This window comes from Microbispora sp. NPDC004025 (assembly GCF_053604425.1).
Genome location: NZ_JBSGHN010000013.1, coordinates 77,936 through 91,236, shown reverse-complemented (window position 1 = coordinate 91,236; position 13,301 = coordinate 77,936). Strand labels below are relative to the sequence as shown.

10 protein-coding genes are annotated in these 13,301 nt (G+C 72.7%); 5 read left to right on the top strand and 5 right to left on the bottom strand.

The genetic code is table 11. The features are described 5' to 3' along the window. A complete protein-coding gene (locus ACWEQG_RS28305) occupies positions 1-669 on the bottom strand; it encodes a response regulator transcription factor (RefSeq protein ID WP_452289287.1) in 669 nt (222 codons plus the stop codon). A gap of 156 nt (positions 670-825) precedes the next feature. Here ACWEQG_RS28305 and ACWEQG_RS28300 point away from each other — a divergent pair, with 156 nt between their 5' ends. Continuing rightward, the gene (locus ACWEQG_RS28300) at positions 826-1,446 is read left to right on the top strand and encodes a hypothetical protein (protein WP_452289285.1); all 621 of its coding nucleotides are present in this window, start codon (positions 826-828) and stop codon (positions 1,444-1,446) included. A 79-nt stretch (positions 1,447-1,525) separates the two neighbouring features. On the opposite strand, the gene nrfD is transcribed toward ACWEQG_RS28300, so the two are convergent. From nrfD to ACWEQG_RS28280, 4 genes are read right to left on the bottom strand one after another with little or no spacing between them, the layout of a single operon-like run. After that, on the bottom strand, positions 1,526-2,461 hold the full coding sequence (gene nrfD / locus ACWEQG_RS28295) for an NrfD/PsrC family molybdoenzyme membrane anchor subunit (RefSeq protein WP_452289283.1): 936 nt from the start codon (positions 2,459-2,461) through the stop codon (positions 1,526-1,528). Positions 2,462-2,513: 52 nt separating this feature from the next. Further along, a complete protein-coding gene (locus ACWEQG_RS28290) occupies positions 2,514-3,263 on the bottom strand; it encodes a 4Fe-4S dicluster domain-containing protein (protein WP_452289281.1) in 750 nt (249 codons plus the stop codon). After that, entirely contained in the window at positions 3,256-6,429 is a 3,174-nt protein-coding gene (gene fdh, locus ACWEQG_RS28285) for a formate dehydrogenase (RefSeq protein ID WP_452289279.1), read from the bottom strand. Before fdh ends, ACWEQG_RS28290 begins: the two co-directional genes overlap by 8 nt. Before the next feature lie 33 nt (positions 6,430-6,462). Next, complete coding sequence (locus ACWEQG_RS28280) at positions 6,463-9,429, bottom strand: AfsR/SARP family transcriptional regulator (protein ID WP_452289278.1); 2,967 nt, start codon at positions 9,427-9,429, stop codon at positions 6,463-6,465. 100 nt (positions 9,430-9,529) lie between these two features. Between ACWEQG_RS28280 and ACWEQG_RS28275 the strand changes: the two genes are divergently transcribed. From ACWEQG_RS28275 to ACWEQG_RS28260, 4 genes are all read left to right on the top strand, one after another. Beyond that, complete coding sequence (locus tag ACWEQG_RS28275; protein ID WP_452289276.1) at positions 9,530-10,429, top strand: M23 family metallopeptidase; 900 nt, start codon at positions 9,530-9,532, stop codon at positions 10,427-10,429. 5 nt (positions 10,430-10,434) lie between these two features. After that, positions 10,435-11,928, top strand: a complete 1,494-nt coding sequence (locus tag ACWEQG_RS28270) for an N-acetylmuramoyl-L-alanine amidase (RefSeq protein WP_452289274.1) — start codon at positions 10,435-10,437, stop codon at positions 11,926-11,928. Positions 11,929-12,119: 191 nt separating this feature from the next. Then, positions 12,120-12,410 carry a hypothetical protein gene (locus ACWEQG_RS28265; RefSeq protein WP_363468426.1) on the top strand — a complete coding sequence of 97 codons (291 nt, stop codon included), beginning with the start codon at positions 12,120-12,122 and terminating at the stop codon, positions 12,408-12,410. A gap of 172 nt (positions 12,411-12,582) precedes the next feature. Continuing rightward, complete coding sequence (locus tag ACWEQG_RS28260) at positions 12,583-13,221, top strand: DedA family protein (protein ID WP_452289272.1); 639 nt, start codon at positions 12,583-12,585, stop codon at positions 13,219-13,221. Positions 13,222-13,301: the final 80 nt, after the last annotated feature.

Sequence of the window (13,301 nt, the reverse complement as noted above, 5' to 3'; positions counted from 1 at the left end):
TCAGCCCTCCAGCCGGTAGCCCACGCCCCGCACGGTCTTCAGCGTCGTCCGTCCGAACGGTTTGTCGATCTTGCGGCGCAGCGCGCTGATGTAGACCTCGACGACGTTCGAATCGCCGTCGTACGCGAAGTCCCACGCCTGGGCGAGCAGCTCGGCCTTGGTCACCACCTCGCCCGCGTGCCGCGTCAGGCAGTGCAGGATCGCGAACTCCTTGGGCGTCAACGCGATCTGCACGTCCCCGCGACTGCACTTCAGCCCCGCCGGATCGATCCGGAGATCCCCGGCGCTCAGCACCGTCGGCCGCTCCCGCACCTTGCGCCGGGCCAGTGCCCTGAGTCGCGCCAGCAGTACGACGTACGAAAACGGCTTGGTCAGATAGTCGTCCGCGCCGGTGTCCAGCGCCTCCGCCTCGTCGTACTCTCCGTCCTTCGCGGTCAGCATGAGGATCGGCGTCCAGTTTCCGGCCTCCCGCAGCTTCGCGCAGATCCCATAGCCGTGCAGCAACGGCAGCATCACATCCAGCACGATCACGTCGTACGAATGCTCGGTCGCCATCCACAGGCCCTCGCGCCCGTCGTAGGCGAGATCGACCGCGAAGCCCTCTTTGGTCAGGCCGTCTTTGAGCAGTTCGGTCAGCCTGCGTTCGTCTTCCACCAGAAGTAAGCGCACGTCGACAGGGTGAAGGTACGCACCTAAGGCAAACATGAAGATCGTCGCTTACCTCTTCAGGATCGCTTCAGGTGTAGGAGCCCAAACTGCTGAGCGTTCCGTCAACCGATCACGCGCAGCCCCCCACGGGCAGCCGATCCAGGGAGTGACCAGAGAATGAAGAAGAGGAGCATGATCCTCGCGGGGGTCGTCATGACAGTGGGCCTCGGCATCGGCGGCGCCACGGCCGCGTCCGCGACCGCCACCGGCGCCCCGAAGCCGGGGGTCGCCTGCGCCGTGAAGGGTGGGCCGACGGCCACGGAGAAGGGCAGGACCACCGTCAGGGTCGACCAGGACGGCAAGGTCTTCGTGGACGGCAAGGAGGTCCCGAAGAGCAAGCTGCGCATCCTCTGCACGCAGCGCCCGCTGCCCGGCAAGGGGGTCACCTGCATCATGAAAGCCAAGGCCGGCAGGGCCGCCATGGACGGCGAGTTCACTGGGGACACGTTCGGAAGGGACACGCTCAGGGGCGGCAAGGTCTTCCGGGACGGCAAGGAGGCCCCGAAGGGCAAGCTGCGCACCCTGTGCAAGGAGCCCCGGCTGCCCGGCAAGGGCGTCGTCTGCGTCGTGCACGTCAAGGGCGACGAACGCGGCGAGTTCGGCACGAGCGACGAGAAGATCTACGTCGACGGCAAGCCGGCGCACGCCAAGTGCCCCCTGCCCAAGAAACTCGGTGAGGGCATGGACGACGTGCACGCCGGGGACGACGACGCCCCGGTGACCGTCACGCCGAACTGACACACGACCCGCCGCAGTTCGAGACGATCACGCGCTCGGCCGGATCGCGTGAACCCGGTGATCGTTCGCGGTCACAGCACTAGCGGCCGGGGACGGAGGCGGGGCGGCCGGCGGTCACCCGCTCACTCTGGGGGACGACGGTGTACTTGGGGTCCTCGGCCGAGGCCCGGCCCGCCTCCAGCACGCCGAAGCGGGTGCACAGGGCCCCGGCCGTGATGGCGAGCCCGGACAGGGCGGTGAGGGCACGGCTGCGCCCGGCGACCGTGGCGAGCAGCCCGCCGCCCAGCGTGAGCATGCGGGACGCCCGCATGAGCCTGCCCGCCCTGCCCTGCCGGTACGGCTCGCCGACCAGTTCGAGGCGGCGCTCCATCAGCCCGCCCGCGACGACCTCGGCCATGGCGCCGGCCGCCGCGGCCGCGCGGGCGGGCGCCGCCTGCGCCCGGGGCGTCGTCAGCATCAGGGTCGCACCCGCGGAGGCGAGCGCGCTTCCGGAGAACAGGAACGGCAGTTCGCGCATCCCCTCGTGCCAGGCGGGAACGGCGGTGTCGGCCAGCAGGACGGCCGTGTAGGTGGCCATCGCCACCCCGCTCAGGCCGCTCGCCAACGTCGCGGCGTCACCCGCGAGGGGCAGCAGGCCGGTCACCGCGGAGCCCGCCGCGATGCCGGTCAGCCCACTGTGGGCGGCCAGCGTCCAGGACCCCACGCTCATCGGCGAGGTGAGCTTGAACACCCGCAGCATGTTGAGAAAGCGCATCGGCCTGCCCAGCTCGGCCACCAGGAAGACGGTTCCGGCGCTCGCCCCGGCGAAGGCGGCCACCCGGGCGGCCAGTTCCAGCCGATCCCGGCCGGCGAGGCGGGCGGCCGCCGCCATCGCACCCGCCGCGCCGGACAGCCCGCCCAGATAGAGGTACGCCGGCATGTGCGGCTCGTGCCAGATGGGCCGTTTGATAATCGGCTGGCCGTAGTACGACCGGAACTCGGCGTCCGGCACCATCTCGTCCCGGCGCCTCGGCATCAGGCCCTCCCCAGTGTCGGCATCGCACTCGCCCGCTTCCCGGCCAACCCCGTCAGCTCCTCTTCCCGAGGAAGCAGGCGGCGACGCCCGCGGCGAGGGCGAGCGCCGCGCCCCCCGCCCAGCGCCACATCGCGGGCAGGTCGCGCGTGGTCACCACGGGATCCGGCGGCAGGCCGTACGTCTCCGGCTCGTCGAGCAGGAGGAAGAACGCGCCCGTGCCGCCCACCCCGTTGTCCCGGTTCTCGCCGTACAGCCGGGCCTCGGTGACGCCCTCGGCGTGCAGCCGCTCGACCCGCGCCTCGGCCCGCTCCCGCAGCTCGTCGAGCGGCCCGAACTGGATCGACTTCGTCGGGCACGCCTTGGCGCAGGCGGGCTCCATGCCGCCGCGCAGCCGGTCGTAGCAGAGCGTGCACTTCCAGGCCCGGCCGTCGTCCTCTCGCCGGTCGATCACGCCGTACGGGCAGGCGGGAACGCAGTAGCCGCAGCCGTTGCAGATGTCGGACTGGACGACGACGGTGTCGAACTCGGTGCGGAACAACGCGCCGGTGGGACAGACGTCGAGGCAGGCGGCGTGCGTGCAGTGCTTGCACACGTCCGACATCATCAGCCAGCGGCCGTCCTGCTCGACGAACGCGACGTGCCGCCACGTGCTCGCGCCGAGCGCGCCTGTGTTGTCGTAGGAGGTGGCCCGGAACACGAACCCGTCGTCGGGCACGTCGTTCCACTCCTTGCAGGCCACCTCGCAGGCCTTGCAGCCGATGCAGATGGTCGTGTCGGTGAAGAAGCCCATCCGCTCAGCCATCGCGATACCTCTCGATCAGGTCGAGCAGCGCCCTGCCGCGCGGGCGCCGCCCCGGCAGGACGTCGCAGGTGCCGGCCTTGCTCTCCTGGATGTAGACGTTCGGGTCGAGCACGATCGACGACAGGTCGTTGACGACGTCGCCGGTGACGACCCCGCCGCTGCTGTATCCCCAGTGGTACGGCATGACGATCTGGTGAACGACCTGCCCGTTCAGCCGCAGCGGCCGCACCCGGCCGGTCACGAGCACCCGCAGCTCGATCGCGGTGCGGGCGGTGACGATCGTCGCCCAGCCGCCGTTCTCCAGCCCGATCTCCTCGGCCATCTCCCGCGACACCTCGCAGAACGCCTCCGGCTGGAGCTCCGCGAGGTACGGCAGGGGCCTGCTCATGGCGCCCGTCGTGTGATGCTCGGTGAGCCGGCTCGTGGTGTAGACGTACGGGAACCGGGGCGACAGCGCGGGGTTGTACGGGTTCTCCGGCCGGTCGACGGTCCGCCGGGCCGGGTTGGCCCGCTGCCCGTACAACGCGTTGCGCACCGGCGACTCGTGCGGCTCGTAGTGGGTGGGCAGCGGCCCGTCGGACAGGCCGGCCGGCACGTACAGCCAGCCCTTGCCGTCCGACTGCATGATGAACGGGTCGGTGCCGGCCAGCGCGTGCTCGGCCTTGGCCCCCTCGGGCGGCCGGTAGTCCGGCGCCTTGTCCTCCTCGAAGTCCGGCACGTCGGGTCCGGTCCACCGGCCCTTCTCCGCGTCCCAGTAGACGTACTTCTTCCGCTCGCTCCACGGGCGGCCCTGCGGGTCGGCCGAGGCGCGGTTGTAGAGGATGCGCCGGTTGGCCGGCCAGGCCCAGCCCCATTCGAGGGCGACCGGCCCCTGCTCGGTGTGCGACTTGCGCCGGGCCGCCATGTTGACGCCGTCGGCGTACACCCCGCAGTAGATCCAGCAGCCGCAGCTCGTCGAGCCGTCGGGCTTCAGCTCGCGCAGCGACGCCAGCAGCCGGCCGTCGGCGGCGGTGCCGTTGATCTCGCGCAGGACGGCCTCGGCGTCGGGATCACGCTGCTCGCCGATCTCCGGGTAGTCCCAGGTCAGCTCCATCACCGGCCGGTCGATCTCGTCGTCGCCGAGACGCCGCCTGATCCGCTTGCCGAGGTGGTAGTAGAACCACAGGTCGCTGCGGCAGTCGCCCGGCGGGTCGAGGGCCTTCTCCCGCCACTGCAGCAGCCGCTGGGTGTTGGTGAACGTGCCCTCCTTCTCCACGTGGCTCGCGGCCGGCATGAAGAAGACCTCGGTGCCGATCTCCTCGGTCCGCAGCTCGCCCGTCTCGATCTCGGGCGCGTCCTGCCAGAACGTCGCGGTCTCCACCAGCATGAGGTCGCGGACCACCAGCCAGTCGAGGTTGGCCAGGCCCAGCCGCTGCGCCTTGCCGTTGGCCGAGCCGACGGCCGGGTTCTCGCCCACGACGAAGTAGCCCTTGACCGTGCCGTCGATCTGGCCCATCACCGTCGCGTAGTGGCCGTGGTCGCCGGTCAGGCGCGGCAGGTAGTCGAAGCGGTAGTCGTTGTCCTCGGTCGCCGCGTCGCCCCACCACGCCTTGAGCAGGCTCACCATGTACGCCCGCCGGTTGCCCCACCAGCCGGTGTCGGCGCCCTCCCGCTCCAGGTAGTGGTCGAGGCCGTCGTGCCGATGGGCGTGCGGCATCGCGATGTATCCCGGCAGCAGGTTGAACAGCGTCGGGATGTCCGTGGAGCCCTGGATGCTGGCGTGGCCGCGCAGCGCCATGATGCCGCCGCCCGGGCGGCCCATGTTGCCCAGCAGCAGCTGCAGGATCGCGGCGGCCCTGATGTACTGCACGCCGACCGAGTGCTGCGTCCAGCCCACCGAGTAGACCCACGCCGTGGTCCGCTCCCGGCCCGAGTTGGCCGTGATCGCCTCGGCCAGCTCGTGGAACCGCTCCGGCAGGATGCCGCACAGCTCCTCGACCATCTCCGGCGTGTAGCGGGAGTAGTGCCGCTTGAGGATCTGGTAGACGCAGCGCGGATCGGTCAGCGTCGGGTCGCTCGGCGGAGACGCGCTCGCGCCCGCGCCGCGCGCGCCGTAGGAGTCGGACCCCGCCGCCTCCGCATGGCGCTCGCCGCCCTCGACCGGCTCCTCCTCCTCGGGCACGTCGCCCTCGTACGCCCAGGTCGACGGGTCGTACCTGCCGGTCTCCTCGTCGAAGCCGGAGAACAGGCCGTCGAGGTCCTCGGTGTCGCGGAAGTCCCTGTTCACCAGGGTCGCGGCGTTCGTGTACGCGAGGACGTACTCCCGGAAGTCGAGACCGTTCGACAGCACGTAGTTGATCAGCGCGCCGAGCAGCACGATGTCGGTGCCGGCGCGGATCGCCAGGTACCTGTCCACGGTCGCGCTGGTCCGGCTGAAGCGCGGGTCGATGTGGAAGACCTTGGCGCCGCGCTCACGTGCCTCCATCACCCACTGGTACCCCACCGGATGGCACTCGGCCATGTTGGAGCCCTGGATGACGATGCAGTCAGCGTTGGCCAGGTCCTGCTGGTACTGCGTCGCACCGCCACGCCCGAAGCTGGTCCCCAGACCGGGGACGGTGGAGGAGTGTCATATGCGCGCCTGGTTCTCGACCTGGATCGCGCCGAGGGCGGTGTAGAGCTTCTTCATCAGGTAGTTCTCTTCGTTGTCGAGCGTCGCCCCGCCCAGGCTGGCGATGCCCAGAGTCCTCCTGACCTCTTGCCCCTCATGCGTCTGCTGCCAGGTCTCGCGCCGGGTCCGCACGACGCGGTCGGCGATCATGTCCATCGCGCTCTCGAGGTCGAGCGGCTCCCACTCGGTGCCGTACGGCCTGCGGTAGAGGACCTTCGTCTGCCGGCCGGGGTGGGTGACGAGCTGCTTGCTGGCCGATCCCTTGGGGCAGAGCCGTCCGCGGGAGATCGGCGAGCCGGGGTCGCCCTCGATCTGGGTGACCTTGCCGTCCTTGACGTAGACGAGCTGGCCGCAGCCCACGGCACAGTACGGGCAGACGGAACGCGCGACGGTCTCGGCGTCCTCGACCCGGGGCCGGAGGGCGTCCGTACGCGCCGAGCGCGCCGCCCGTCCCCTGCCGTCCTCTCCCTTGAGCTGCCGGATCACCGGCCAGCGGGAGAGCCATCCACCACCCACGACGCCTGTCCTGCCCCGGCCGCCGCGCCCTAATCATGGGAATTGGCCGGTTTGGCGGGAGGTGACCGCCCGCAGATAGCCGCGGGCGAGGGCACGACGTCCCGACGAACGGTGCAGCTCGCCGAGCATCCGCCGCGTCGCGGCCTCCCCGCTCCGGTCGCCGAGCTGCCGGAAGATCGCCAGCGAGCTCTCCAGCCGGGCCGAGCCGTGCCGCCAGTCGCCCCTGGCCGCCTGGAGCCCGCCCAGGCCCTGCATCGCGTACGCCGCGCAGTGCCGGTCGCCGAACCCCTCGAATATCGTCAGCGCGCGGCCCTGGGCGCGCATCGCCCGGCCGGTCTCGCCCGCGAGGTCGTGCAGACGGCCCATCTGCAGCGACACGCAGCCCTCCCGGTGGGCGTCGCCGAGCTCCCGCGCCATGCGCAGCGCGCCGCCGAGCCAGTCGGCGGCGCCGGTCAGGTCGCCCGTGCTCAGGCAGGTGCGCCCGAGCGCCTGCCGGGCGTACGCCTCGCCCGACCGGTCGTCCAGCGACACGAATATCCCGAGGGCCCTGCGGAAGTGCCGGGACGCGGCGGCCGGATCGCCCCGGAACTGGCCTACCGCGCCCAGCCCGCAGACCGACACGGCCTCGCCCCTGACGTCCCCGAGCGTACGGAAGATCACCCGGGAGCGGCGGAACATGTTCGCGGCCTGGGCGTACCTGTCCCGGTAGAGGGCCACCTGGCCGAGCCCCCGCAGCATCGCGGCCTCACCCGCACGGTCCCCGGCGGCGCGGGCGGCCTCCAGGGCGACGCGGTGGGTCTCCTCCCAGGCGCCGGGATGACAGCGCAGGTCGAAGTACGGCACGAGCGCCGCCGCCAGGCCCCAGGCGGCGCCGGACAGCCCCGCGTCCGCGGCCAGCCGTACGGCCTCGACGAGGGTCTCGTGCTCGGCGCCGAACCAGGAGACCGGGTCGGCGGCCACCCGGCGCAGGGCGTCCTCGGGCAGCCGCCAGCGCCGGGCGGCGGGCGAGGTAAGGCGGAAGACCGTGGTGGGCAGCCGGGCCGTGGCGTGCTCGGCGGCGGCCGTCCAGCCCGCGAGCACGCGCGCCAGCGCGGGCATGTCCACCTCCCCCGCCTTGTCCCTGGCATCGACGCGCAGCAGGTCGGGCAGCCGGTAGCGGGGCTGGCCGAGGGGGTCGGTCCCGACCGGGCGCAGCAGGTTCGCGTCGACCAGCTCGTCGGTCACGTCGTCGCTGCGGTGCCGGTCGAGCACGGCGTCGACCACCCAGCCGGGCAGCGGCCGGGTGCCGAGCAGGCCGAGCGCGCGGAAGGTGCGCGCGGCGTCGTCCGGCAGCAGGCGGTAGCTGCGGTCGAAGGACTCGCGCACCTCCAGGTCCCCGGCGCGCAGCTCGCCGAGCCTGGCCGTCTCGTCGTCGAGCCGCCTGCGCAGCACGGCCGGGGACCAGCCGGGGCGGGCCGCGAGCCGCGCCCCGGCCACCCGGATCGCGAGCGGCAGCCGGCCGCAGGCCCGCACGATGGCGGCGGCCTCCTCCGGCTCGCGTTCCAGCCGCTCCGCGCCGACGATGGCCGTCAGCAGCCGCAGCCCCTCGGCCTGCGGCAGGACGTCCAGGTCGATCCGGGCGGCGCCGGGCAGTTCGGTGATGCGGCGCCTGCCGGTCACGACGACGGCACTGGCGCCGCCGGGCAGCAACGGCCGCACCTGGGCGGCTCCGGCCGCGTCGTCGAGCACGACGAGCATCGGCCGTTCGGCGAGCAGCGTGCGGTAGAGCGCGGCGCGTTCGTGGACGGTGGGCGGAGGCGGCTCGGCCGCGCCCAGCGCGCGCAGCGCCTCGGCCAGCAGCTCCCCCGGCCCGGCCGGCGACCCGGCGGCGCCGTCGGGCGGCGCGGTGCCGCCCAGCGACAGGAAGAGCTGGCCGTGGGGGTACGCCTCGTGGACGGCGTGCGCGCACCGCACCGCGAGCGCGGTCTTGCCGACGCCCGGCGGTCCGGTGACGACCGCGACCCCGCCCGGGGCGAGCGCCCGGGTCAGCGCCACGACCTCGGCGGCCCGCCCGGTGAAGTCGACGAGGTCCGGCGGCAGCTGACGTGGCACGACCAGGGCCCTGCCGTCCGGCGGGGCGGGGACCGCCGGCGGCGCCGGGCCGGCGGGCGGACCGGACTCGCCGGGAGACCCCGTGGCGCCGGGAGAAGCCGAAGCGGCCGCGAGCGCGGGGGCGGCGAGGAAGCCGGGCGGCGCGGGCGGTCGAGGGGGCGGCTCCCCGGCGAGCACGGCCTCGTGGGCCCGGCGCAGCTCCGGCCCCGGCTCGATGCCGAGCTCGTCAACGAGCTGCTCGCGGATCGCCGTGAAGGCGTGCAACGCCTCGCCCTGCCGCCCCGACCAGTGCAGGGCCAGCATGAGCCGGCGCCACAGGTCCTCGCGGAACGGGTGGTCGGCGAGCAGCGCGCGCAGCTCCCCGGCCGCCTCGCCGTACTCCCCTGCGGCCATGCGCAGCTCGACCAGGTCCTCGGCGGCGCGCAGCCGGGCCTGGGCGAGCCGGTCGAGCCGCCGGTCCCACAGCGGGCTGCCGGGCAGGTCGGCCAGCGGGACGCCCTGCCACAGCGCGAGCGCCCGCGCCAGCAGTTCCGCCGCCTCGTCCGGCCGCCCTCGCGCCCGGCACTCCCGCGCCGCGGTCACCCGCTCCTCGAACAGCAGCAGGTCGAGCTCGTGCGGCGGCAGCTCGATCGCGTACCCCGCGCCGACGGCCCGGATGCGGGCCGGCGTCGCCGCGAGCTCCGCGCGCAGGGCGCTCGCGTACGTGCGGAGGTTGGCCGCCGTCGAGCGCGGCGGACGGTCCGGCCACAGCACCTCGGCGAGCTCGCCGCCGCCGACCGTGTGGCCGGCGTGGAGGAGGAGGGTGGCCAGGAGCATGCGGGGTTTCGGGCCGCCGAGCCGTGGTGACGCCCCCGGCAGGCGGACCTCCAGCGGACCGAGCACGCTGAACATGGGCTGATCGACTGTCATGACCGCGTTGCTCCTCGAAGGACCGGTTCGCCATGACTCGCCCACCCTTTGTACCGACTCTTGATGTTTTTTGTGCACCGGTTTCCGACTCTTTTGGGTCATGAGACTCAAATCGCTTGTCACGGCGGGCCTCGCGGTGGTCCTCGGCCTCGCGTTCGGCGCCGCCACCGCCCCGGCGGCCTCCGCGGCGGGTCCGCGGCCGGACTTCCAGATGCCGTTCCCCTGCGGTCAGGCGTGGACCGGCAACTCGAGCGCCAGCAGCGCCCACCAGTCGTACGAGATCGACTTCAACCGGGGCGGCACGGCCGACGCGGACCTGGGCGACACGGTCGTGGCGGCGGCGGCCGGCACGGTCGTCATCTCGGCCCACCAGGGCTCGGCCAACGGCTTCGGCAACCTCGTGAAGATCGACCACGGCGGCGGATGGTCCACCTACTACGCCCACCTGCGCGTCCGGTCGGTGAGCCAGGGGGCGCAGGTCTCCCAGGGCCAGAAGATCGGCGAGGTCGGCAACACCAGCAAGCCCGGCAACAACATCGCGCCGCACCTGCACTACGAGGTCCGCACGACCGACACGTCCTACCCCGCCAACATCCAGAAGGCGGTGTTCAACGGGGTCACCTTCGGCTACCCCGCGCAGACCGTGACCTCGCACAACTGCGGCGGCGGATCGGCCAACCCCTACACCCCGCAGGAGGTCTGCGGCAGCGGCTACTCGGTGATCGACTCGGCCGCCCTCGGCACGGCGGGCACGGTCTACCTGCTCTACAACTCCGGCAACGGCAACAACTGCGTGGTCACGATGAAGAAGACCTCCCTCGGGACCGCCACCGCGACCAGCGCGTACCTGGAAGTCCAGGGCAGAAGCCGGGTGACCGACTCCGGCAACTACGGCTACTACGCCGGACCGGTCCGCGCGTCGGCCGCCGACACCTGCGTCAAGTGGGGCGGCAAGGCGGGCTCGTCCGTCTACGACAGCCCCTTCGAGCACTGCGGCTGACCGTCATGACCGAACCCCTGGTCGTCCGCGTGTCCCGACGTACGGCCCTGACCGCCGCCGGCGTCGTGACGTTCCTGCTGTGCCTTGCCGGGTTCGTTCCTGCCGGGCTCGTCCCGGCCGGGCCCGCCTCGGCCGCCGAGGGCCCGCTCGCCACCGCCTTCACGCGGGCGGCGGCGGACCACGGCGTCCCCCGCGACCTGCTCGTCGCGCTCGCCTACGCCGAGACCCACCTCGACGGTCACGACGGCCGGCCGAGTGCGAGCGGCGGGTACGGCGTGGCGCACCTGGTCAGCAACCCCACGGCGCACACCCTGGAGGAGGCGGCGCGGCTCACCGGCGCGCCGATCGCCTCGCTCAGGACCGACGACGCGGCCAACGTCGCGGGCGCGGCGGCCGTCCTGCGCGCCAGGGCCGACGCCCTGGGCCTGGACGCCGCCGCCCGCGCCGACGCCGGACGCTGGTACACCGCCGTCGCGCGGTACGGCGGGGCGAGCACCCTCGAGGTCGCCCGGCTGTACGCGGACGCCGTCTACGACCTGCTGTCGGCCGGGTTCACCGCGCGGACCCCGGCGGGCGAGACGATCACCGTGGCCGCCCGCCCGGTCACCCCGGACCGGGGAGTTCTCGCGGGCGCCCGCGACCTGGACCGGCCCGAGAACCGCACGCTCGCCGCGGCGGCCGTCGACTATCCGGGCGCGACGTGGGTGGCGGCCAGCAGTGCCAACTACACGGCGTCCAACCGGCCGGCGAGCGACTCGATCGACCGCATCGTCATCCACGTCACCCAGGGCTCGTACGCCGGAACGATCTCCTGGTTCCAGAATCCCGCCGCCCAGGTGTCGGCGCACTACGTCGTACGGTCCTCCGACGGCGCGGTCACCCAGATGGTGCGGGAGAAGGACCGGGCCTGGCACGCGGGCAACTCCGACTACAACCACCACTCGGTCGGCGTCGAGCACGAGGGCTACGTGGACGACGCGTCCTGGTTCACCGACGCGATGTACCGCTCCTCGGCCGCCCTCGTCCGCTCCATCGCCACCCGTTACGGCATCCCCATGGACCGGTCGCACATCGTGGGGCACAACCAGGTCCCCGGGAGCGACCACACCGATCCCGGGCCGCACTGGGACTGGAACAAGTACATGCAGTACGTCACGGGCGGCGGCGGGACCGGCAACCCGTACACGCCCGAGCAGGTGTGCGGCGCGGGTTACTCGGTGATCGACTCGGCCGCCCTCGGCACGGCGGGCACGGTCTACCTGCTCTACAACTCCGGCAACGGCTACAACTGCGTGGTGACGCTGAAGAAGACGTCGCTGGGCACGGCCACCGCGACCAGCGCGTATCTGGAGGTCCAGGGCAGAACCCGGGTGACCGACTCCGGCACCTACGGCTACTACGCCGGACCGGTACGGGCGGCCGCGGCCGACAAGTGCGTGAAGTGGGGCGGCAAGGCCGGGTCGTCCGGCTACGACAGCCCCTTCGAGCACTGCGGCTGACCGCTTCCGGCATCTTCTTCGGGCCCCCGCGCGCCGCATCGCGCGGGGGCCCTCGCACGGGGTCTGAGAGATTTCTGAGAGCTTGGGCTCCGCGGGGTGTAGAGCCCGCAGGGCGGGCATTAAGGGCCTGATCCGGCACTCTTCGTGGGCGGCTCATGCCCGCGGGACCCACCCTCACACAGAGGACATCGATGAGCGACCAGCCGCCCGAGTGGGCGAGAAATCTTGAGAAAGCGGCGATCGAGGCGGCCAGGGCCGTCGAGCGCGCCGGCCGCGCCCTCAGCAAGGCGGTGGAGCAGGCACAGCGCACCGCCAAGGCCCAGGCGGCGATGGCGGCCGCCTACCAGGCGGACCTCGAGGCGCTGGAGCAGGTGCTCCGGGCCCTCCCCGCCGAGCAGGTCAGGGACATCTCGGCGGCCGCGGCGGTGGTGACGGCGACCGCCGACCAGGTGCTCACCCAGACGCCGAAGGACGACCGGTAGGGGCGCACGCGCGTACGGCCCGCAGGCGTTCTCGCGGGACCGGCACCGGCTGTCCACAGCCTGTGGACGACCATGCGGCCCTTCGGCCGGCCAGGAGGGGGTGAGCCGCCCCGGGGCAGGCCCGGCGGCGCACCTCACGCGGGTTGGCTTCCCGGCTTCTAGTGTCACTCCCATGAACACGCCAGAAATCGGAGGAATCGCCGGGTGGGCGATGGAGCTCACCGAGAGCCTGGGCGCGCCGGGCGCAGGTGTAGCGATCGCCCTGGAGAACCTGTTCCCGCCATTGCCCAGCGAGATCATCCTGCCGCTGGCGGGATTCACCGCGTCGCGCGGGGACATGAGCCTGGTCGCCGCCCTCCTGTGGACGACCGCGGGCTCCGTCGTGGGCGCGCTCGCGCTGTACTGCGTGGGCGCGCTGCTCGGCCGGGAGCGCACGCTGGCCCTCGCGCGGCGCCTGCCGCTGGTCAAGACCGCCGACATCGAGAAGGCGGAGGCGTGGTTCGCCCGGCACGGTGTGAAGGCGGTGTTCTTCGGGCGCATGGTCCCGGTTGTCCGCAGCCTGATATCGGTCCCCGCCGGCGTGGAACGCATGCCGATCGGCACCTTCCTCCTGTTCACCACGCTCGGCAGCCTGATCTGGAACACCGTGTTCGTGCTGGCGGGTTACCTCCTCGGCGAGAGCTGGCACCTCGTCGAGGAGTACATGGGCATCGTGTCCAAGGTATTCGTGGCGGCCGTCGTGCTCGTCGTCGTCCGGTTCGTGGCCGTTCGGCTGCGAGAACGGCGCGGCCAGCACCGCGACGTCGGCTGAGCGGCCGCTTCCCTTTGCGGGGGCGGGCAGGCGCGGGGCTGAGCCGGCGCGCCGGCCGGGCACGAGACCCGACCGGCGCG

Bases quoted from the DNA above. Each gene is read 5' to 3' on its own strand.
- ACWEQG_RS28270 (WP_452289274.1), top strand. From the start codon at position 10,435: ATGACCGAACCCCTGGTCGTCCGCGTGTCCCGACGTACGGCCCTGACC.
- ACWEQG_RS28275 (WP_452289276.1), top strand. From the start codon at position 9,530: ATGAGACTCAAATCGCTTGTCACGGCGGGCCTCGCGGTGGTCCTCGGC.
- nrfD (WP_452289283.1), bottom strand. From the start codon at position 2,461: ATGCCGAGGCGCCGGGACGAGATGGTGCCGGACGCCGAGTTCCGGTCG.
- ACWEQG_RS28300 (WP_452289285.1), top strand. From the start codon at position 826: ATGAAGAAGAGGAGCATGATCCTCGCGGGGGTCGTCATGACAGTGGGC.
- ACWEQG_RS28280 (WP_452289278.1), bottom strand. From the start codon at position 9,429: ATGACAGTCGATCAGCCCATGTTCAGCGTGCTCGGTCCGCTGGAGGTC.
- ACWEQG_RS28265 (WP_363468426.1), top strand. From the start codon at position 12,120: ATGAGCGACCAGCCGCCCGAGTGGGCGAGAAATCTTGAGAAAGCGGCG.
- ACWEQG_RS28290 (WP_452289281.1), bottom strand. From the start codon at position 3,263: ATGGCTGAGCGGATGGGCTTCTTCACCGACACGACCATCTGCATCGGC.
- ACWEQG_RS28260 (WP_452289272.1), top strand. From the start codon at position 12,583: ATGAACACGCCAGAAATCGGAGGAATCGCCGGGTGGGCGATGGAGCTC.